This window comes from Enterobacter cloacae complex sp. 394F7, assembly GCF_057320385.1.
This window is the reverse complement of record NZ_JBXWCS010000015.1, coordinates 77,721-96,426: the sequence shown is the minus strand read 5'-3', so window position 1 is coordinate 96,426 and position 18,706 is coordinate 77,721. Positions and strand designations below refer to the sequence as shown.

Here is an 18,706-nt window from a genome sequence, read left to right as displayed (position 1 = left end):
TCCGTCTTTATTATTTGGCCTGGCTATCCAGTAATCCGGCGGCTACGGCAGGGGCTAAGCCCGGGGCCAGCGGCAGGCGGGGGATCACCAGGCAGTGCAGCAGGTGGTAAATATCCTGCTTGCCGTCCCAGACTTTGGTGGTCACTTCGTTGTTGGTGTCCAGCTCCTGCCACCAGGATCCGTTCTCGTAATCCATCAGGTATTTGATGCAGTAATCCCACCATTTCTGATACCAGGCTTCGTACTGCGCCTCGCCGGTTACGGTGTAGAGCGCATACGCTGTGCCCATCGCCTCGACGATCGGCCAGCGCACGCGTTCGCGCACGATAGGCTTGCCGTCCCAGCCAACGGAGTAGACGAACCCATCGGCTCCGTCTGGCGCCCAGGCATCGCGGATGGTGGCGTGGAACAGTCCTTTTGCGTCTTCCAGCAGCCACGCCGGTGGGGTTTCGAAGCGGGCTTCCAGCGCGGCACGCAGGTGCAGCATCAGGCGGCCCCACTCAATCCAGTGCCCTGGTGTGCCGCCGTAGGCGCGAAAACGGTGGGCGGGATTATCGATGTTGTAGTCGCGGATCGGGTTCCAGTTGGTATCGAAATGCTCGTTAACGCGATACTCACCTTTGCGCGCCACGTCGTGAATAATCACCGAGGCGATGCGCAGGGCGCGGTCGAGCCATTTACGATCGTGGGTTACGTCATACACGATGAGGAAGGCTTCCACGGCGTGCATGTTGGCGTTACCGCCGCGGTAATCTTCCGTTTTGCTGAACGCTTCATCCCAGGACTCCAGGCACATCTGCTCCTGTTCGCTCCAGAAGTAGCGCTCAATCACCTCAATGGCGTCGTCCAGCAGCCTGCGCGCCTGCGGGTGTCCGGTGGTGACGGCGCTCGCCGCACCCAGCAGCACGAAGAAGTGCTGATAGCCCTGCTTGGAGGCATCCACCACGCCTTCATCGTTAACACAGGCGTACCAGCCGCCGTACTGTTTGTCGCGCAGCGGGCCGTTCAGGGCATTGATGCCGTGCTCAACCAGGGCATACGCACCGGGACGACCCATGTTCGCCGCTACCGCGTAAACGTGCAGCATACGGGCGGTGATCCACAGATGCGTGCCCATATCGCTGCGAACCTGCCCGTTATTGCCCAGCCAGCCGAAGCCGGTCGGTACGGCTGCGTTTTTACCGAAATCAAGAATGCGGTCGGTCTCTTGTTCTAGCCAGCGGTTATGGCTCAGGGTGTTAAACCATTTCATGTTCGGGTCCTTTCTCAACGGCGAGCCATCATTTCGTCGACGATCTCACCCAGACGCTGCAGTTTAGGTACGGAAATATCGCGAAGCATCAGCCCGGTGTCCGGCAGGCCAATCACCGATGACCAGACGGCGCGACCGGCTAAAAAGCCTGATGCCCCCGCCTGCATGGCAACGCTCACGGCGCGCGGGAATAATTTTTCGTCCACGCCGGAGGAGAGGATCACCCACGGCATGGCGATGTGCTCGTTCAGCTTCTGCGAGGCCGCCAGCAGTTCCTGCTGCGTGCCTTTACCCAACAGCGGCATCTCCACTTTGTAGAGGTCTGCACCGCTGTCACCCAGCTCTTTGGCCGCATCGATAATCGCCTGTTCGCGGTTAAACCCGGCGCCGCGACGCGGTGGACGCACCACCGGCTCGATAATGCTCAGCAGGCCGTTGTCGTGGCACAGGGAGTTAAATGCCTTCACCATCTCAAGGCGCTGCTGCGCGTCTTCATCGCTACGCCATAGCACCAGTAATTTCAGCGCCTTGCCGCCATCGCGTTTGACCGCCTGCGCATCGATGTTCTTGTCGATCGTCACGCTGTCGACGGGAATACCGTTCCCAGGAATAAACTCGTCGGCCGCCACAATCAGCGCGCAGCTTTTAGCCACGGCCTGCTGCTCCACAATCTGGCGATAGCAGAACTGCTGGTCGACGAGAATGGCAGAGGCGTACGGCGACAGAATTTTCGCCGCATTAACCTTAAAATCCGTCAGATGCTGGTCCGTGACCGGCACTGGCGCACCTGCTGCGGCAAACATCAGGCGCATCGCTTCGCGCTGATCGACGGCCAGCATCGCAAAACCTCCGGAAGGTCGGGTGATATCTTTCAGGGTGTACATCGTCATTCCTCAGTCCTTTCGTATCAGTGTGATTTTTTCAGCCCGGCAGATGCGCGAACCTGTTCAAGAATGGCTGTCCAGTCTTCGCGCCCGCGCCCGGCGGCGCGTGCCTGGTTGTAAACTTCGCGGGAAGCCGCGCCCAGCGGCATCGGAACGTGGAGCTGGTTGGCCACGTCCAGGGCGATCCCCAGATCTTTATGTGCAAGGTCGATCATGAAGGCGGGTGAAAGATCACCTTTCAGCACCTTGTTCGGCCAGGAGGTGGTGAAATGGCCTTTACCTGCAGGCGTGCCGCTCATGACCTTGAGCGCCACCTCAAAGGAGAGGCCGAGCGCTTCACACAGCACGGCCGCCTCGGCGGACAAGGCGTTTAGCGCAATGCTCATGTAGTTATTGATAAGCTTCACGCGGATGCCCATGCCCGGCCCGCCGGCGTTAATCAGCTCATTGCCCATCGCCATTAAGACGGGGGTGGCGCGCTCAACCTGCTCCGCCGTGCCGCCTGCCAGCAGGAGCAGCGTGCCGGCGATGGCATGGTCTGAGGTGCGCCCGACAGGTACGTCCATCAGGCTGAAGCCACGCCCGGACATGTCGCGGATCAACGCGTCGGTTTGCAGGGGATGAATGGTCGACATATCGATCACCAGCGCGTCGCGAGATAAGCCTTCGCAAACGCCATTTTCGCCAAACAACACGCTGCGCACCAGGTCGCCGTTGGGCAGCATGGTAATGACGAACTCGGCATCCGTTGCGGCCTGCGCGGGCGTTGCCGCCGCCTTCGCGCCGCTCTCCACCAGGATCTGAACCGCCTGCGGGTTCACATCAAAGACCTGAAGCTGGTGACCTTGCTTCAACAGATTCTTCGCCATTGGCGCGCCCATCTGCCCTAAACCGATAAATGCGATTGCTGACATGCCTCTCTCCTGTCATATCGTGTCAATTTTTGCGCGTTTAAGTTGTCTGTTTTTGATCGTATTTGTAATTTATAGTCAAAAAATTGACAGGGGTCACTTTTTAAACATTTGATGAAATTAAAATGAAGGCATCAGAAATTGCAGAAGGAAGCACCATGACTCGCATCGTTTGTGTCGGCATAACCGTGCTGGATCGCATCTGGTATCTCGATGATTTACCGAAAGAAGGTGGGAAATATGTCGCAAAAGACTATACGGAAGTGGGCGGCGGCCCGGCGGCAACTGCGGCGGTGGCGGCGGCAAAACTGGGGGCATCCGTGGATTTTATTGGCCGGGTGGGTGACGACGATACCGGCAGAAGGCTGCTTGCGGAGCTGGAATCCCTGGGGGTGAACACCCGCTATACGCGTATAGTGAAAAATGCCCGCTCGTCACAATCGGCGGTGCTGGTGGACGGCAGCGGGGAACGCATCATCGCGAACTATCCCAGCCCCGATCTTCCCGCTGCGGCAGACTGGCTGCAGGGCATCGACTTCTCGCAATGGGATATTGTTTTAGCCGATGTGCGCTGGCATGAAGGGGCGAAGCAGGCGTTTACCCTTGCCCGTCAGCAAGGCGTCACAACGTTGCTCGATGCGGATACAACCCCTCAGGACATCGCGGAACTTATCGCCCTCAGCGATCATGCTGCCTTTTCCGCGCCGGGGCTGCGTCGGGTAACCCATCTTGAGGAAACGGAAGGTGCGCTTAAAAAAGCACAAACGCTCACAAATGGACACGTCTATGTCACGCAGGGCCGGGACGGCTGCTTTTGGCTGGAGAACGATGCCCTGTGCCATCAGCCGGGTTTTGAGGTCGAGGTGGTTGATACCACCGGGGCGGGGGATGTTTTCCACGGTGCCCTGGCGGTCAGCCTGGCGCAACGGTTATCTCCAGCGCAAGCCGTGCGTTTCGCCAGCGCCGTCGCCGCGCTGAAATGTACTCAGCCCGGCGGTCGCGCAGGTATACCCGACTGTGATCAAACCCGCTCTTTTTTGTCACTTTTTGTATAAAATGCGGGGCGTGATGGTTTTCAGAGGACAGCCCATGAGCCTTACCGAACTGACCGGCAACCCGCGTCACGATCAGCTGCTGACGCTGATAGCCGATCGCGGATATATGAACATTGATGAACTGGCGCAGCTGCTGGACGTCTCGACGCAAACCGTGCGCCGGGATATCCGCAAGCTGAGCGAACAGGGACTGATTACGCGACATCATGGCGGTGCGGGCAGGGCATCCAGCGTGGTGAACACGGCCTTTGAGCAGCGCGAAGTGTCGCTGACTGAAGAGAAGCGGGCGATTGCCGAAGCGATTGCAGACTATATTCCTGATGGTTCCACTATTTTCATCACCATTGGCACGACCGTGGAGCACGTGGCTCGTGCGCTGCTCAACCATAACCATCTGCGTATCATCACTAACAGTCTGCGGGTGGCACACATCCTCTATAAAAATCCGCGTTTTGAGGTGATGGTGCCCGGCGGTACGCTGCGTCCACATAACGGCGGCATTATCGGTCCGGCAGCGACGGCGTTCGTGTCTGGCTTTCGGGCGGATTATCTGGTGACCAGCGTGGGGGCGATTGAACACGACGGCGCGATGATGGAGTTTGACGTCAATGAAGCCAGCGTGGTGAAAACGATGATGGCTCATGCCAGACATATTTTACTGGCGGCCGATCATACGAAATACACCGCTTCTGCCGCCGTGGAAATTGGCAACGTGGCGCAGGCAACGGCGCTCTTTACCGATGAACTGCCCGGCTCTGCGCTACATAATCATCTCAAATTCAGCAAGGTAGAAGTTGTCGAAGTCAGCACAGGCGACGAGCAGCAGGCTGGATAACCTCTCTGACGGCCCGAAAATCCCTTCGGGCCGTTCCTTTCTTTAAGCTGAATCTGGCGCATAGCCAAACCTTATCTTTCCCGCTACAGTTACTTTTCCACGGCGAGCAGGAGATAAACATGCTTTATATCTTTGACTTAGGAAATGTAATCGTCGATATCGATTTCAATCGGGTGCTGGGCGCATGGAGCGATTTTAGCCGTGTCCCGCTGGCGACGTTAAAACAGAGTTTCGCCATGGGCGAGACATTCCATCAGCATGAACGGGGTGAGATCAGCGACGAAGTGTTTGCTGAACGTCTGTGCCATGAAATGGATCTGCCGTTAAGCTACGAACAGTTCTCCCACGGCTGGCAGGCTGTATTTGTCGCTATCCGCCCTGAGGTTATCGACATCATGCATAAACTTCGCGAGCAGGGTCACCGGGTCGTCGTGCTGTCGAACACCAACCGCCTGCACACCACGTTCTGGCCAGAGGAATACCCAGAAGTTAAGGCTGCAGCAGATAAAATCTACCTCTCGCAGGAGATGGGGATGCGTAAACCCGAAGCGCGAATTTATCAGGCGGTACTGCAAGCGGAAGGATTCTCCGCGTCCGATGCGGTCTTTTTCGATGACAATGCCGATAATATAGAGGGAGCTAACCAGTTGGGTATTACGTCAATTCTGGTGACCGGAAAAGAGACGATACCGAACTACTTTGCGAAGCAGTTATGCTAAAAACCGTTCATCAAAAAGCCACGCACCATACTCGCCCGCTCAGGGCCTGGCTAAAACTCCTCTGGCACCGTATTGATGAGGACAACATGACCACGCTGGCGGGTAACCTCGCCTACGTGTCGTTGCTCTCCCTGGTACCGCTGGTGGCGGTTATTTTTGCCCTTTTTTCCGCTTTTCCCATGTTTGCAGAGGTCAGCCTGCAGCTGCGCCACTTCGTCTTTGCGAATTTTATTCCTGCCACTGGCGATGTGATCCAGAACTACATTGAACAGTTTGTCGCAAACTCCAGCAAGATGACGGCAGTGGGGGCGTGCGGGCTTATCGTCACCGCGCTGCTGCTGATGTACTCCATCGACAGTGCGCTTAATACAATCTGGCGGAGTAAAAAAGTCCGCCCGAAGGTCTACTCCTTTGCTGTTTACTGGATGATTTTAACTCTCGGCCCGCTGCTGGCGGGGGCGAGCCTGGCGATTAGCTCCTATCTGCTCTCCCTGCGCTGGGCCAGCGATCTCAACGGTGCCATTGATAACGTGTTGCGTATCTTCCCGCTGATTTTATCGTGGCTCTCTTTCTGGCTGCTCTACAGTGTGGTGCCGACCACGCGCGTGCCGAACCGTGATGCGGTTGTTGGCGCACTGGTGGCAGCGGTACTCTTCGAACTGGGCAAAAAGGGGTTTGCCCTTTACATCACCATGTTCCCCTCCTATCAGCTCATTTACGGCGTACTGGCGGTGATCCCCATTTTGTTTGTCTGGGTTTACTGGACCTGGTGTATCGTCTTGCTTGGTGCGGAAATAACTGTCACTCTCGGCGTATACCGCGAACTTAAAAAAGCAGCAGAAGCTGAAAAACAACAAGAAGCAGACCAACCATGATTGCATTGATACAGCGCGTAACCCGTGCCAGCGTCACCGTGGAGGGAGAGGTGACGGGTGAAATTGGCCCAGGACTTTTAGTGTTGTTAGGTGTCGAAAAGGATGACGACGAACAAAAAGCCAACCGCTTATGTGAACGCGTGCTGGGCTACCGTATCTTCAGTGATGCGGAAGGCAAAATGAACCTTAACGTCCAGCAATCGGGCGGAAGCGTGCTGGTGGTTTCCCAGTTTACGCTGGCCGCCGATACCGAACGCGGCATGCGCCCGAGTTTCTCAAAAGGTGCGGCCCCGGATCGGGCAGAATCGCTTTACGAGTACTTTGTTGAGCGTTGTCGCCAACAGGAAATGAATACGCAAACCGGACGATTTGCTGCAGATATGCAGGTATCGCTGGTGAACGATGGCCCCGTCACATTCTGGCTCCAGGTATGAGCCAACTGGCGGCGTGGCCGCGGGTAACAAGAGAGAGTACAGCTATGTATCACCTTCGAGTACCGCAAACGGAAGAAGAGTTAGAAGCCTATTACCAGTTCCGCTGGGAAATGCTGCGCAAGCCATTACATCAGCCTAAAGGGTCTGAACGCGACGCCTGGGACGCCATGGCACATCATCAGATGGTGATGGACGAAGAGGGTAACCTCGTTGCAGTCGGGCGTCTGTATATTAATGCCGATAACGAAGCCTCTATTCGTTTTATGGCGGTCCATCCCTCCGTGCAGGACAAAGGGTTAGGTACGCTGATGGCGATGACCCTTGAGTCAGTGGCCCGTCAGGAAGGCGTTAAACGCGTGACCTGTAGCGCCCGCGAAGATGCCGTTGAGTTCTTCGCCAAACTCGGTTTTGTTAATCAGGGGGAAATTACGACCCCGCAAACCACGCCGATTCGCCACTTTTTAATGATTAAACCCATCGCCACGCTGGATGATATTCTCCACCGCGCGGACTGGTGCGGACAGCTTCAGCAGGCCTGGTATCAGCACATCCCTCTGAGTGAAAAGATGGGGGTGCGTATTCAGCAGTACACCGGGCAAAAATTCATTACCACCATGCCGGAAACCGGCAACCAGAACCCGCACCACACGCTATTTGCCGGCAGCCTGTTTTCGCTCGCCACGCTCACCGGCTGGGGGCTTATCTGGCTGATGCTGCGTGAACGCCACCTTGGCGGCACGATCATTCTGGCTGATGCCCATATTCGCTACAGCGCCCCCATAAGCGGTAAACCGAGCGCCGTGGCCGATCTCGGCTCTTTGGGGGGCGATCTCGACCGCCTGGCGCGCGGCCGCAAAGCCCGTGTACAGATGCAGGTTGAACTCTTTGGCGATGAAACCTCAGGCGCGGTGTTTGAAGGTACCTATATCGTTCTGCCTGCGAAGCCGTTTGGCGCGTATGAAGAGGGCGGGAACGAGGAGGAATAAAGTTCCCCGATGTTATCGCCGGGCGGAGTTGATCCGCCAGGCGATGTCCCGAAGAACGTCTCGTGCTGATGGACTGACGCCGGCAAGCTGGAAGAAGCCGTGGATGACACCCAGCCAATGCTGCGCTGTGCAAATAACCCCTTGTTCTGTCATATGTTGATAAAGTGCCTGACCCTCGTCGCATAGCGGATCGTACTCGGCGGTAATAATATGTACCGGCGGCAGGCCGTTGAAATCATCCCGCCAGAGTGGGCTGGCTTCAGGGTCCCGGCGGTCTGTCTCTGCCAGGTACATGTCATAACCACTCAGCAGCGTATCGCGCGTGATAACGTAGTCCTGCCCATTATGGGTGTAGCTTGCAAAGCTGGCTGTGGCGTCGAGCATGGGGTAGATAAGGATAAGCTGGGCCGGATTCCACTGTGTTTTAGCCTTGAGCCGCAGCGCGGTGACCAGCGCCAGATGGCCGCCTGCACTGTCACCACAAAGCGTAATCCGGTTTTTATCCACACCGACTTTTTCTGCATGTTGCCAGACAAGCTCCGCCGCTCTCTCTGCATCATCATGCGCAGCGGGGAAGGTATGCTCCGGTGCTAGCCTGTACTGAACCGCAACCACCCGACACTGACCGTAATACGCCAGCTGGCGGAGCTGATTGTCATGGGTTGCAAACCCACCGCTGACAAAACAACCGCCATGGTAGTAGAGGGCACAAGGTAACTTTTCAGAGACATTGAGAGGCGAAAATACCCGAAAGGTAAGGCCATCAATGACAAGCGTTTCAACCTGCACGCGGGTTTCGGTCTCGCCGGCAAGTACAGTGCTGGCTACATATCCGGCTCTCCGGTCATCAATACTCTGCTTACGCGCGCCAGGTCGGCCTGCAGCGATAAAATCCTGCACAAGCTTATCAATACCCTTTTCCAGTGCCATGGTGATGTCCTTTTGCTGTATGTATGCACAGTCTTATAACCTGTATGAAGGCAGATGAAAACAATCAAATTAAGTAGAACCAGAGATTTGGAAAAAGGCTCGCAGAAACCAACTTCATTCAATGAAATAAATGGATATGTTACTGAAAACTCAATAACGTACCTCACATAGGGGTACGTCATTGACGTACATTAGAGATGTGTTACTCTAAGCCAATGGCGTATAATTTATGCTATTCATTGAAACGGATATCTTCACAGAAGACGTCAAAACGTTACTGGATGACGACGAATACCATAAGCTCCAGGTGTTCCTGGCAACACAACCTGATTATGGCGATCTGATCCAGAATACCGGGGGGCTGCGAAAGATTCGTTGGCTTTCAGGAGGCAGGGGAAAGCGCGGTGGAGTAAGGGTTATTTATTTTCATCGTACCCACGAGTTTGAAATCAGATTGCTGCTCATCTATCGCAAAGGGATCAAAGATGACCTGTCCGCGAGAGAAAAAGCCATTCTGAAAAAGATGATTGAGAGGTGGTAAATGGATAAGGCACTGTTTGAGCGATTAACACAAAGCATAGCTCAGATGGATGACATTGTCGGGGGGAAACGCGAGCCGTCGCGCACCTTTCAAATCGATGCGATGAAAATCAAAGAAATTCGTCAGGCGTCTGGGTTGTCCCAAAGTAAATTCGCGAACTTAATCTCAGTCAGCGTTGATACGTTGCGTAACTGGGAACAAGGACGGCGTTCGCCTACCGGCCCCGCAAAGGCATTGTTGCGTGCAATTGCGAATGATCCACAGCACGTTATTTCGGCTTTATCAGATTAATTAGCCCGACAGCAAAGTTGCTTGCCGGGCTAATGAGGGAGATTACTCCCCTTCACCCGGGAACAGGAACGGGTTGATAGAGCTACGGGCAAAGCCCTCTTGCTCCATTTTGGCGTCCAGAATCAGCGAGGCGAGATCGTCGGCCACCGCTTCAACTTTCGGGTCTTTTTCCTGATACAGAATCTTCAGATACGTACCGCAATCGCCGCAACTTTCAGCTTTTACCGCCGCGTCTTCATTTTCCAGTGACCAGTAGTTCAGATCGCGGGTCTGCTCGCAGTTGCTACACTTCACGCGCACCACATGCCACTCGGTTTCACACAGGTTGCAATGCAGGTAGCGCAGCCCCTGGGTGGTGCCGATCTGTACCATGCTGGAGACTGGCATTGAGCCACACACCGGACAGAACTGGCGCGCTTCGCCGTATTCGGCGCGCGCTTTACCGGGGATCAGGCTGGCCATTTGCGCCCAGTAGAGCGACAGCGCAGCCCAGATAAACGGCGCTTTATCGCTGCTGACCAGCGAGAAGTCAGAGGCAAACAGCGCGCTCGCCATCTCTTCCAGCTCCTGATCGGAGGCTTTTTCCAGGTTCTCAATGACCGCCAGCGCGGTGCCGCTCATCTCGGGCTTCAGCTCGGCAATCAGAGAATGCAGCAGCTTATGCCAGTGCTTGTCACGCGGCAGGACGTGAATATCCAGCGGCGGCTTGCCCTGCTCACTGGCTTCTTTGATGCGCGCAGTCAGGTCCATTTGTAGCGGGTGGTCGTACAGCACCACTTCCTGCGCATGGGCAACCAGCGCGGCAAAACGCAGAAAATCGCCCAGCGGGTTGTTCTCTGCCAGCTCGCGCAGGCGCTCTGCACGGCGGTTGTAGAGGTTCTTGAGTCTGGGGAATAACAACGGCGGAATATATTCCGCCGTGCGTTTCTCGCTCGACCCCAGCTCATCTTGCGGGATTATGCGAATACTCATTCAGATGACTTTTCCTGTTTCTGGCGGACTTCACGGTACCAGCGCGGGTGATGTTTCTTCGCCCACGTTTTGGTTACCCATCCTTCCACCATCGCGGTAATGGTGCCTTTCACCCAGAGGGCGGCGTAAATATGCACCATGATAACCACAATTAACGCCACTGCGGCAAATGAATGCAGCATCAGCGCGAATCGGATCACCGGGATTGAGAAAGCAGGCGCAAAGTACGGACGCCAGATGATCACGCCGCTCACCAGCAACAGGACCAGGAAGATAATCGCCGCCCAGAATACGCACTTCTGGCCGAAGTTATAACGCCCGGTGTCACCCACTTCCTCGTTGACGACGATCTTACGAATATTCTTCGCCCAAAAGATATCATCCCGATTGATTAGGTTATGGTGCCAGTAACGGAAAAACATGATGATAAACGAGGCAAACATCACCACACCCACGAACGGGTGAAGGATGCGCGCCAGCTGTGGCGTACCCAGTATCTGCATCAGCCAGTTGAAGGACGGGAAGAAGAACCCCAGCCCGCTTATCGCCGCCAGCATAAAGCAGAAGGCGGTGACCCAGTGGTTGATGCGTTCCGGCGCGGTGTAGCGCACGATGGTGTCACGTTTTTTCATTTGCGCACCTCGTCTTTCTCTTCATGCAGGTTGTCGTCTTCCTCTTCCGCGCGGTTCGGACCGACGCCGACGTAGTGGAAGATGCTCGCTGCGAAGGTGGCAGCAAAGCCTACCGCTGCCAGCGGTTTCCAGATGCCTTTCCAGAACTTCACGGTGGCGCTGATTTCCGGGTTCTCCGGCAGGCCGTGATACAGATTCGGCTTGTCGGCATGGTGCAACACGTACATGACGTGCGTACCGCCCACACCGGCCGGATCGTACAGGCCAGCGTTATCGTAACCACGGGTTTTCAGTTCACCTACTCGTTCGGCCGCCAGCGTTTTCATATCCTCTTTGGAGCCAAAGTGGATGGCGCCGGTTGGACAGGTTTTCACGCAGGCTGGCTCCTGGCCAACGTTCACGCGGTCAACGCACAGCGTACATTTGTAGACGCGGTTGTCTTCCGGGTTCAGTCGCGGCACGTCAAACGGGCAGCCCGCGATGCAGTAGCCGCAGCCGATGCACTGCTCGGACTGGAAGTCGACAATGCCGTTGGCATACTGAATGATAGCCCCTTCTGACGGACACGCCTTCAGGCAGCCCGGATCCGCACAGTGCATACAGCCATCTTTGCGGATAAGCCATTCCAGTTTGTCGTTTTGCTCCACTTCAGAGAAACGCATTACCGTCCAGGACTTGGCGGTCAGGTCGGCCGGGTTGTCGTACACCCCGACGTTGTGACCCACTTCGTCACGGAGGTCGTTCCACTCTGAACAGGCCACCTGACAGGCTTTACAGCCGATACAGGTGGTAACGTCGATAAGCTTCGCAACGATCTGCTGGTGGTCCCGCACCTGAGGCGCGGGCGTGAAACCGTTAGTCGCGGAACGACGAATAATGTCCTGAGATTGATAAGCCATAAGTCGTCTCCGTTACACCTTTTCCACGTTCACGAGGAAGGCCTTAAACTCCGGCGTCTGCGTGTTCGCATCACCGACGAATGGCGTCAGGGTGTTCGCAATGAACCCTTTCTTCGCCACGCCCTCATAACCCCAGTGAATCGGAATACCGATGGTATCCACCTGCTGACCGTGTACGTTCAGCGTGCGAATACGCTTGGTCACTACCGCCTTGGCCTTGATATAGCCACGGTTGGAGGAGACCTTCACGGTATCGCCATGGGCAATGCCGAGCTTGTTCGCCAGCTTCTCGCCGATCTCCACAAACTGTTCCGGCTGCGCGATGGCGTTAAGTAGCGCGTGCTTGGTCCAGTAGTGGAAGTGCTCGGTCAGACGGTAAGTGGTGCCCACATACGGGAACTTGTCTTTTTTACCCAGCGCTTCAAAGTCGCCCTTAAAGATACGGGCAGCCGGGTTAGAGACCACGTTCGGGTGCAGCGGGTTAGTACCCAGCGGCGTTTCAAACGGCTCGTAGTGTTCCGGGAACGGCCCTTCCGCCATTTTATCGATGGCAAACAGGCGTCCCATCCCTTCAGGCTGCATGATAAACGGCCCGACATCGCTGCCTGGTGCGGCAGTGCTGTAGTCCGGAATATCCACGCCGCCCCATTTCGCGCCGTCCCATTTCAGAAGCTGACGCTTCGGATCCCACGGGTTACCCTGCGGGTCAGCGGAGGCACGGTTATAGAGAATGCGGCGGTTCAGCGGCCATGCCCATGCCCAGCCCAGCGTATTGCCGAGGCCCGACGGGTCGGCGTTATCGCGGTTGGCCATCTGGTTGCCTTTCGGCGTCCAGCTACCGGTAAAGATCCAGCAACCGCTTGAGGTGGTGCCGTCATCACGCAGGTGCGCGAAAGTGCTGAGCTGATCGCCTTTCTTCGCCAGCACGGTACCGGTGGCCGGGTCGATAACGTCCGCCAGCGCCTTACCGTTGCTCTCCATCGCCACTTCTTCCGGGGATGGATTCTCCGGCGTCGAGTAGTTCCAGGTCATGTTCAGAACCGGTTCCGGGTTCGCGCCGCCTTCTGCCGCGTACATCTTACGCAGGCGTAAGAAGATACCGGCCAGGATCTCGCCGTCGTTCATGGCGATGCCCGGGGCGTCCGCACCTTTCCAGTGCCACTGCAACCAGCGGCCAGAGTTGACGATAGAACCGTTCTCTTCCGCGAAGCAGGTTGATGGCAGACGGAATACTTCGGTCTGAATTTTTGACGGATCGACGTCGTTCGATTCACCGTGGTTCTGCCAGAAGGTCGAGGTCTCGGTGTTGAGCGGGTCGATGGTAATCAGGAACTTCAGTTTCGACAGAGACTCGACAACCTTGTTCTTGTTCGGGAACGAGGCGACCGGGTTAAAGCCCTGGCAAATGTAGCCGTTGACCTGACCCTGGTGCATCATCTCGAAGTACTGCAGCACGTCGTAACCTTTGTCCCACTTCGGCAGCCAGTCAAAGCCCCAGCTGTTTTCCGCCGTCGCTTTGTCGCCGTAGAAGGCTTTCATCAGCGAGACGAAGAACTTCGGATAGTTGCCCCAGTAGTTCACCTGGCCTTCAAGCAGCGGTTTTGGCGTGCTGGCTGTCAGGTAGGTTTGCAGGTCCGGTTGTTTCTCGCTTGGCAGGTTCATATAACCTGTCAGGCTTTGTGACAGCAGGCCGAGGTCGGTCAGACCCTGAATGTTGGAGTGACCGCGCAGGGCGTTCACGCCGCCGCCTGCCATCCCCATGTTGCCGAGCAGCAGCTGAACCATCGCCATGGTACGGATGTTCTGCGCACCAATGGAGTGTTGCGTCCAGCCGAGGGCATACAGGAACGACGCGGTTTTGTCTTTCGCGCTGGTTTCGGCGATAAGCTCGCAGACCTTCAGGAAGTCAGCCTTTGGCGTACCACAGATGTTCTCAACAACATCCGGCGTATAGCGGGAAACGTGCTCTTTCAGCAGGTTCCACACGCAGCGCGGGTGTTGCAGGGTGGTGTCGCGCTTCGCAAAGCCGTTCTCGTCCAGCTCGTAGTTCCAGCTGGTTTTGTCGTACTTGCGTTTTTCGGCGTCGTAACCGCTGAACAGGCCATCTTCGAAGTGGTAATCCTCACGCACGATCAGGCTGGCGTTGGTATAGGCTTCGGTGTATTCGCGGTTGTATTTTTCGTTAGTCATCAGGTACAGCAATACGCCTGACAGGAAAGTGATGTCAGTACCTGAACGAATAGGGGTGTAGAAATCCGCCACTGACGCTGTACGCGTAAAGCGGGGATCGATCACAATCAGTTTCGCACCGTTGTGGATTTTGGCTTCCATCGCCCAGCGGAACCCGACAGGGTGCGCTTCAGCGGCGTTACCGCCCATCACCACAATGAGGTTGGCGTTCTTGATGTCGACCCAGTGGTTGGTCATCGCACCGCGACCAAATGTTGGAGCAAGACTTGCTACCGTTGGTCCGTGTCAGACACGCGCCTGGTTGTCGACCGCGAGCATACCGAGTGCGCGCGTGAATTTCTGGGTTAAATAGCCGGTTTCGTTACTGGAAGCCGATGCACACAGCATCCCGGTGGAGAGCCAGCGGTTGACCGTCACGCCGTCGGCGTTCTTCGCAATAAAGTTGGCATCGCGGTCTTCTTTAATCAGTTTAGCGATGCGGTCAAATGCTTCTTCCCAGCTGATTTGCTGCCATTTATCAGAGCCAGGCGCGCGATATTCCGGGAATTTCAGACGGCTTTCGGAGTGGATAAAGTCCACCAGACCGGCCCCTTTCGGGCACAGCGCGCCGCGGTTGACCGGGTGGTCCGGGTCGCCTTCGATGTGGAAGATAGACGCTTTGGCGTTTTTAGCACCGTCGCCGAGGCTATACATTAACAGCCCGCAACCGACAGAGCAGTACGTACAGGTATTACGGGTTTCACGGGTGCGCAGCAGTTTATACTGCCGCGTTTCCGCCAGCGCTACGCCAGGCGCAAAGCCCAGTGCCGCTGCCGTGGTGCCTGCCATACCGCCAGCGCAGATCTTAAAGAACTGCCTTCTGCTGACCTGCATGGGTCACTCCTTGTTTCGACATTGCTTACATATGTAGTTTTGACTTCGCGGTTGAATAATGACCGCAAAGGAGAAAAATTTGCGTTAATCCCTCATTTCTCCGGGGGATATCACCAGAATACCACAATGTCGGTACGCCTGTTCCAATGGCGTTAATACAAAGTGAACGTATTATCACCGTGTTGATTATAAAGTGTGATATCAATCACATTATTAACCCCGCATGTTACAGGGGTGTAGCATGGCGCCGGTTGCACCTCTCCAGAATGAGTAGGTAAACTTGAGGCGGTTGGGTGCTGAAAAGTTGATCCATACTATGCGTAAGGCCTGTGGTTTATGCTGCAATAGCAGGCTCACCTCCGTGGTTGTTCAGGAAAACCGTTGTGTCTAAACAAAACCGTGCTACCCACTCGTCACCGCTGCCAGCAGGCATTGTGGAGCTGTCGGTACATCGACCCCCTCACATTACCCACGCCACGCCCGATTTTCTGGCGGAAGAAGTTCCCGTCGCCCTGGTGTACAACGGCATCTCGCACGTTGTGATGATGGCGTCGCCAAAAGATCTTGAACTGTTCGCCATCGGGTTTTCGCTCTCGGAAGGCATCATTGCCCATCCGCAGGACATTTACGGCATGGATGTGGTTCAGGCCTGCAACGGTCTGGAAGTGCAGATCGAACTCTCCAGTCGTCGCTTTATGGGGCTGAAGGAGCGTCGTCGCGCGTTGGCCGGGCGAACAGGGTGCGGCGTCTGTGGCGTTGAGCAACTGAACGATATCGGCAAACCTGTCGCGCCGCTGCCCTTTACGCAGACCTTCAATCTGGCCAACCTCAACCACGCGCTTGCCCACCTCAACGACGTGCAGCCCATCGGCCAGTTGAGCGGCTGTACGCATGCGGCGGCATGGGTTCTGCCATCAGGCGAGATCGCCGGTGGGCATGAAGACGTGGGACGTCACGTGGCACTGGATAAACTGATGGGTCGTCGGGCGCGGGAGAGCGATCTCTGGCAGCACGGCGCAGCGCTGGTTTCCAGCCGCGCCAGCTACGAGATGGTGCAAAAGTCTGCAATGTGCGGCGTCGAAATCCTGTTTGCGGTATCGGCGGCGACGACGCTGGCGGTAGAGGTGGCAGAGCGTTGTAACCTGACGCTGGTGGGGTTCTGCAAACCGGGAAGGGCGACAATTTATACCCATCCGCAGCGATTAATTGTTGATCAGTAATTTTGAATGATAATAGCAAATCCTTCCGCTTTTAGTTGTCGGTTATGAGGTCTAGTATTTATCTCATCAAGGCACGGTGCCTTACCTAAACAACTTAACGAAAGGGTTTATATCATGAAAAGCATCAAAACTTTTGTCGCTGTAATCGCTCTGGCTGCTTCATTCGGTTCTTTCGCTGCACAGACTGTCACCGCTTCCGCCTCCACGCTGGATGGTGCAGAAGCGAAAATCGCTGCTCAGGCTCAGGAAGCGGGCGCGTCCTCTTACAAAATTACTCAGGCGTTCTCTGGTAACCGCGTACACATGACCGCGGAACTGAACAAATAAGTTGTGTTGCCACTGTCCCTTGCTCTTCGGAGCAGGGACAGGTGTAAACATAAAGCCATCCTGCTTCTCGCTTGCAAAGGCGATATCTCCTCTCCCTTCTCAATCGTTATTCCTGTTTAGCGCTCATCGTTAAATAACCCTCTTAAATAATTTGTCTGATAAGACTGTCGATAACATAATTCCCTTCAATGCTTTTAAGCCTCTGGCGCTATTTACATTCATATTCCAAATAATTGATCTTAATAGTTAAGGAATTCCTCAGGTCTAAATCCTAAAGATGGGTCAGGCAATTGATAGCGGTTATTGATGCTGGTATTTTCCGGCAATTAACATTGCTTATCGATACCCTCGGCCAAATGTCGGCATTTGGCTTTCTTTTGTATTTCACCTTAATAAGGAAATTGAATGAACGCACTGATCAAAAAAGGAATGCTGGTTACAGCGTTAGCCCTGTCGGTTAATACAGCTATGGCTGCACAAAGCATTGATATTAAAGTAACAGGTAAAATCCTTCCATCATCATGCACCCCAGCCTTCCCAAGCGGCGGCGGTGTGGCTGACTTCGGTACCATGAAAGTTTCTTCTCTCAATTCGACAAGTGTAACCCCGCTGACGGATATGAAAGAAATTCCTGTTGCCATTACCTGTGAAGAAGCCACGCGTGTTGCGGTGAAGTTTACCGATTCGCGCGACGACTCTTCCCCAACAGAAAGTATCAACATGGGTAATGGTTTTGCCGGTTCGCCAGCTTATGTGTTTGGCTTGGGATTGTATAATGATAAAAAAATTGGTGCCTATACATTAGCGATACCCCGCACGCAAGGTGTTAACACCAACGCTAATGGCGACTCACTTTACCCAATGGTGAGCGTAGACGCTGGTAAAATCTGGGGCACTAAAGGTGTCGACTATACGCAAATTACCAGCAATAACTCTGAAATATATGGATTTAGTACGGAGAGATCGGGTACCGAGCTTTCTGCTCAAAGCAAGATCAACTTCAAAGTTGCTGTAAGCGCCACAATTAACCCAACCAACGATTTAAACGTCACGGATGAGGTGACGCTGGACGGTTTAACCAACGTTGAGCTGGTTTACCTCTGATTATCACAGTGCTGATAATTCACTGCTCCTCTGATTAGGGGAGCAGTTTCCATCAATATTAACGGACTAATATTATGATTCTCTCTAAAAAAACGTTGCTCTGCGTTTGCCTGCTTTCGTCGTTGCAGACATTTGCCGCCGGTATGGTGCCAGATACTTCCCTGCTGTTAATCAACGAAGACGAGCGGGGAGCGAGCATGGATGTGAAAAATAGCGACGATACCGCCCAGCTTCTTTATACCCGTATTGTCGATTTACCGGACGATCCCACACCCGGTGTTATTGTCACTCAACCGGTGGTACGTGTAAATGCCGGTAAAACGCAGCGTGTCCGCTTTGTCTTAAAAGACAGTGCGGAAAAATTAAAAACAGAACACTTAAAACGCGTCATTTTTTCCACTATTCCGCAACGAGAGCAGAATAAAGTAAAAATGGTGTTCAGCCAGAATCTCCCGGTCATTATTCACCCGGCGGGTCTCGACGTGAATATGGAGCCGTGGAAAGATCTGCGCTGGCAGATTAAAAATGGCAACCTGACGGTGGTAAACGATACGCCTTATGTGGTGCGTATGGAGCAAAACGCCACGTTATTACCGTCACGAATTAAGGTCAAATTTGACAAAAGCTATATCCTTCCCGGCCAGACGATGATAGCGACGTCAGAAAACAAAATATCCGGGCAGAATAACAAGGTAGAAATGTACCCTGCTACCCGCTTTGGCTATAAAGCCAGTTCTTACGTTGCTGAAGTAAAATAATAATACCCGACGGAGTGG

The 18,706-nt window shown here is 54.8% G+C and carries 20 protein-coding genes; 12 read left to right on the top strand and 8 right to left on the bottom strand.

All coding sequences use genetic code 11. The features are described 5' to 3' along the window. Window positions 1–10 precede the first annotated feature (10 nt). Genes yihS through yihU form a run of 3 tightly spaced genes read right to left on the bottom strand, consistent with a single transcriptional unit; the run spans window position 11 to window position 3,050 of the window. Window positions 11–1,252, bottom strand: coding sequence for a sulfoquinovose isomerase (gene yihS / locus AC2FAK_RS19765; RefSeq protein WP_013099370.1), 1,242 nt, complete (start codon window positions 1,250–1,252; stop codon window positions 11–13). Window positions 1,253–1,266: 14 nt separating this feature from the next. Further along, on the bottom strand, window positions 1,267–2,142 hold the full coding sequence (gene yihT / locus AC2FAK_RS19760) for a sulfofructosephosphate aldolase (RefSeq protein ID WP_038420844.1): 876 nt from the start codon (window positions 2,140–2,142) through the stop codon (window positions 1,267–1,269). Window positions 2,143–2,159: 17 nt separating this feature from the next. Then, complete coding sequence (gene yihU / locus AC2FAK_RS19755) at window positions 2,160–3,050, bottom strand: sulfolactaldehyde 3-reductase (protein WP_095455582.1); 891 nt, start codon at window positions 3,048–3,050, stop codon at window positions 2,160–2,162. Window positions 3,051–3,205: 155 nt separating this feature from the next. Between yihU and AC2FAK_RS19750 the strand changes: the two genes are divergently transcribed. From AC2FAK_RS19750 to fabY, 6 genes are all read left to right on the top strand, one after another. After that, window positions 3,206–4,102: a sugar kinase gene (locus AC2FAK_RS19750; RefSeq protein ID WP_095455581.1), complete on the top strand. Its 897-nt coding sequence runs from the start codon at window positions 3,206–3,208 to the stop codon at window positions 4,100–4,102. A 34-nt stretch (window positions 4,103–4,136) separates the two neighbouring features. Then, window positions 4,137–4,937: a DeoR/GlpR family DNA-binding transcription regulator gene (locus AC2FAK_RS19745; RefSeq protein ID WP_020686879.1), complete on the top strand. Its 801-nt coding sequence runs from the start codon at window positions 4,137–4,139 to the stop codon at window positions 4,935–4,937. Between the two features lie 119 nt (window positions 4,938–5,056). Then, window positions 5,057–5,656, top strand: a complete 600-nt coding sequence (yihX, locus tag AC2FAK_RS19740) for a glucose-1-phosphatase (protein WP_013099365.1) — start codon at window positions 5,057–5,059, stop codon at window positions 5,654–5,656. Next, window positions 5,650–6,531: a virulence factor BrkB family protein gene (locus AC2FAK_RS19735; RefSeq protein WP_013099364.1), complete on the top strand. Its 882-nt coding sequence runs from the start codon at window positions 5,650–5,652 to the stop codon at window positions 6,529–6,531. Before yihX ends, AC2FAK_RS19735 begins: the two co-directional genes overlap by 7 nt. Beyond that, window positions 6,528–6,965, top strand: a complete 438-nt coding sequence (dtd, locus tag AC2FAK_RS19730; RefSeq protein ID WP_095455580.1) for a D-aminoacyl-tRNA deacylase — start codon at window positions 6,528–6,530, stop codon at window positions 6,963–6,965. Before AC2FAK_RS19735 ends, dtd begins: the two co-directional genes overlap by 4 nt. A 44-nt stretch (window positions 6,966–7,009) precedes the next feature. Further along, window positions 7,010–7,951, top strand: a complete 942-nt coding sequence (fabY, locus tag AC2FAK_RS19725) for a fatty acid biosynthesis protein FabY (protein WP_170942762.1) — start codon at window positions 7,010–7,012, stop codon at window positions 7,949–7,951. A gap of 12 nt (window positions 7,952–7,963) precedes the next feature. Here the strand turns inward: fabY and AC2FAK_RS19720 are convergent, their stop codons facing one another. Further along, complete coding sequence (locus AC2FAK_RS19720; RefSeq protein WP_095455578.1) at window positions 7,964–8,881, bottom strand: alpha/beta hydrolase; 918 nt, start codon at window positions 8,879–8,881, stop codon at window positions 7,964–7,966. 229 nt (window positions 8,882–9,110) lie between these two features. Here AC2FAK_RS19720 and AC2FAK_RS19715 point away from each other — a divergent pair, with 229 nt between their 5' ends. Together AC2FAK_RS19715 and AC2FAK_RS19710 are read left to right on the top strand one after the other, a co-directional pair. Next, window positions 9,111–9,422: a hypothetical protein gene (locus AC2FAK_RS19715; RefSeq protein WP_013099360.1), complete on the top strand. Its 312-nt coding sequence runs from the start codon at window positions 9,111–9,113 to the stop codon at window positions 9,420–9,422. Next, window positions 9,423–9,713, top strand: coding sequence for a helix-turn-helix domain-containing protein (locus tag AC2FAK_RS19710; RefSeq protein WP_013099359.1), 291 nt, complete (start codon window positions 9,423–9,425; stop codon window positions 9,711–9,713). It abuts the gene before it with no gap. Between the two features lie 42 nt (window positions 9,714–9,755). Here the strand turns inward: AC2FAK_RS19710 and fdhE are convergent, their stop codons facing one another. Genes fdhE through fdnG form a run of 4 tightly spaced genes read right to left on the bottom strand, consistent with a single transcriptional unit; the run spans window position 9,756 to window position 15,279 of the window. Beyond that, window positions 9,756–10,685 carry a formate dehydrogenase accessory protein FdhE gene (gene fdhE / locus AC2FAK_RS19705; protein ID WP_029882351.1) on the bottom strand — a complete coding sequence of 310 codons (930 nt, stop codon included), beginning with the start codon at window positions 10,683–10,685 and terminating at the stop codon, window positions 9,756–9,758. After that, window positions 10,682–11,317, bottom strand: coding sequence for a formate dehydrogenase cytochrome b556 subunit (gene fdoI / locus AC2FAK_RS19700; RefSeq protein WP_013099357.1), 636 nt, complete (start codon window positions 11,315–11,317; stop codon window positions 10,682–10,684). The genes fdhE and fdoI overlap by 4 nt, the downstream gene beginning before the upstream one ends. After that, window positions 11,314–12,216: a formate dehydrogenase subunit beta gene (fdxH, locus tag AC2FAK_RS19695; protein WP_095455577.1), complete on the bottom strand. Its 903-nt coding sequence runs from the start codon at window positions 12,214–12,216 to the stop codon at window positions 11,314–11,316. The genes fdoI and fdxH overlap by 4 nt, the downstream gene beginning before the upstream one ends. A 12-nt stretch (window positions 12,217–12,228) precedes the next feature. After that, complete coding sequence (fdnG, locus tag AC2FAK_RS19690) at window positions 12,229–15,279, bottom strand: formate dehydrogenase-N subunit alpha (RefSeq protein ID WP_086527976.1); 3,051 nt, start codon at window positions 15,277–15,279, stop codon at window positions 12,229–12,231. 383 nt (window positions 15,280–15,662) lie between these two features. On the opposite strand from fdnG, the gene fdhD reads away from it, so the two are divergent. The 4 genes from fdhD to AC2FAK_RS19670 all read left to right on the top strand — a co-directional run bounded on the left by fdhD (window position 15,663) and on the right by AC2FAK_RS19670 (window position 18,688). Then, a complete protein-coding gene (gene fdhD, locus AC2FAK_RS19685) occupies window positions 15,663–16,499 on the top strand; it encodes a formate dehydrogenase accessory sulfurtransferase FdhD (protein ID WP_095455576.1) in 837 nt (278 codons plus the stop codon). A 114-nt stretch (window positions 16,500–16,613) separates the two neighbouring features. After that, window positions 16,614–16,826 (top strand): YdgH/BhsA/McbA family protein, encoded by a 213-nt coding sequence (locus tag AC2FAK_RS19680; protein ID WP_013099352.1) that lies wholly within the window; start codon window positions 16,614–16,616, stop codon window positions 16,824–16,826. Window positions 16,827–17,231: 405 nt separating this feature from the next. Beyond that, window positions 17,232–17,930 (top strand): DUF1120 domain-containing protein, encoded by a 699-nt coding sequence (locus AC2FAK_RS19675; RefSeq protein WP_095455575.1) that lies wholly within the window; start codon window positions 17,232–17,234, stop codon window positions 17,928–17,930. A 74-nt stretch (window positions 17,931–18,004) separates the two neighbouring features. After that, entirely contained in the window at window positions 18,005–18,688 is a 684-nt protein-coding gene (locus AC2FAK_RS19670; protein WP_013099350.1) for a fimbria/pilus chaperone family protein, read from the top strand. Window positions 18,689–18,706: the final 18 nt, after the last annotated feature.

Coding starts and splice junctions, on each gene's coding strand:
- yihS (WP_013099370.1), bottom strand. CDS start 1,252: ATGAAATGGTTTAACACCCTGAGCCATAACCGCTGGCTAGAACAAGAG.
- yihT (WP_038420844.1), bottom strand. CDS start 2,142: ATGACGATGTACACCCTGAAAGATATCACCCGACCTTCCGGAGGTTTT.
- yihU (WP_095455582.1), bottom strand. CDS start 3,050: ATGTCAGCAATCGCATTTATCGGTTTAGGGCAGATGGGCGCGCCAATG.
- AC2FAK_RS19750 (WP_095455581.1), top strand. CDS start 3,206: ATGACTCGCATCGTTTGTGTCGGCATAACCGTGCTGGATCGCATCTGG.
- AC2FAK_RS19745 (WP_020686879.1), top strand. CDS start 4,137: ATGAGCCTTACCGAACTGACCGGCAACCCGCGTCACGATCAGCTGCTG.
- yihX (WP_013099365.1), top strand. CDS start 5,057: ATGCTTTATATCTTTGACTTAGGAAATGTAATCGTCGATATCGATTTC.
- AC2FAK_RS19735 (WP_013099364.1), top strand. CDS start 5,650: ATGCTAAAAACCGTTCATCAAAAAGCCACGCACCATACTCGCCCGCTC.
- dtd (WP_095455580.1), top strand. CDS start 6,528: ATGATTGCATTGATACAGCGCGTAACCCGTGCCAGCGTCACCGTGGAG.
- fabY (WP_170942762.1), top strand. CDS start 7,010: ATGTATCACCTTCGAGTACCGCAAACGGAAGAAGAGTTAGAAGCCTAT.
- AC2FAK_RS19720 (WP_095455578.1), bottom strand. CDS start 8,881: ATGGCACTGGAAAAGGGTATTGATAAGCTTGTGCAGGATTTTATCGCT.
- AC2FAK_RS19715 (WP_013099360.1), top strand. CDS start 9,111: ATGCTATTCATTGAAACGGATATCTTCACAGAAGACGTCAAAACGTTA.
- AC2FAK_RS19710 (WP_013099359.1), top strand. CDS start 9,423: ATGGATAAGGCACTGTTTGAGCGATTAACACAAAGCATAGCTCAGATG.
- fdhE (WP_029882351.1), bottom strand. CDS start 10,685: ATGAGTATTCGCATAATCCCGCAAGATGAGCTGGGGTCGAGCGAGAAA.
- fdoI (WP_013099357.1), bottom strand. CDS start 11,317: ATGAAAAAACGTGACACCATCGTGCGCTACACCGCGCCGGAACGCATC.
- fdxH (WP_095455577.1), bottom strand. CDS start 12,216: ATGGCTTATCAATCTCAGGACATTATTCGTCGTTCCGCGACTAACGGT.
- AC2FAK_RS19680 (WP_013099352.1), top strand. CDS start 16,614: ATGAAAAGCATCAAAACTTTTGTCGCTGTAATCGCTCTGGCTGCTTCA.
- AC2FAK_RS19675 (WP_095455575.1), top strand. CDS start 17,232: ATGAACGCACTGATCAAAAAAGGAATGCTGGTTACAGCGTTAGCCCTG.
- AC2FAK_RS19670 (WP_013099350.1), top strand. CDS start 18,005: ATGATTCTCTCTAAAAAAACGTTGCTCTGCGTTTGCCTGCTTTCGTCG.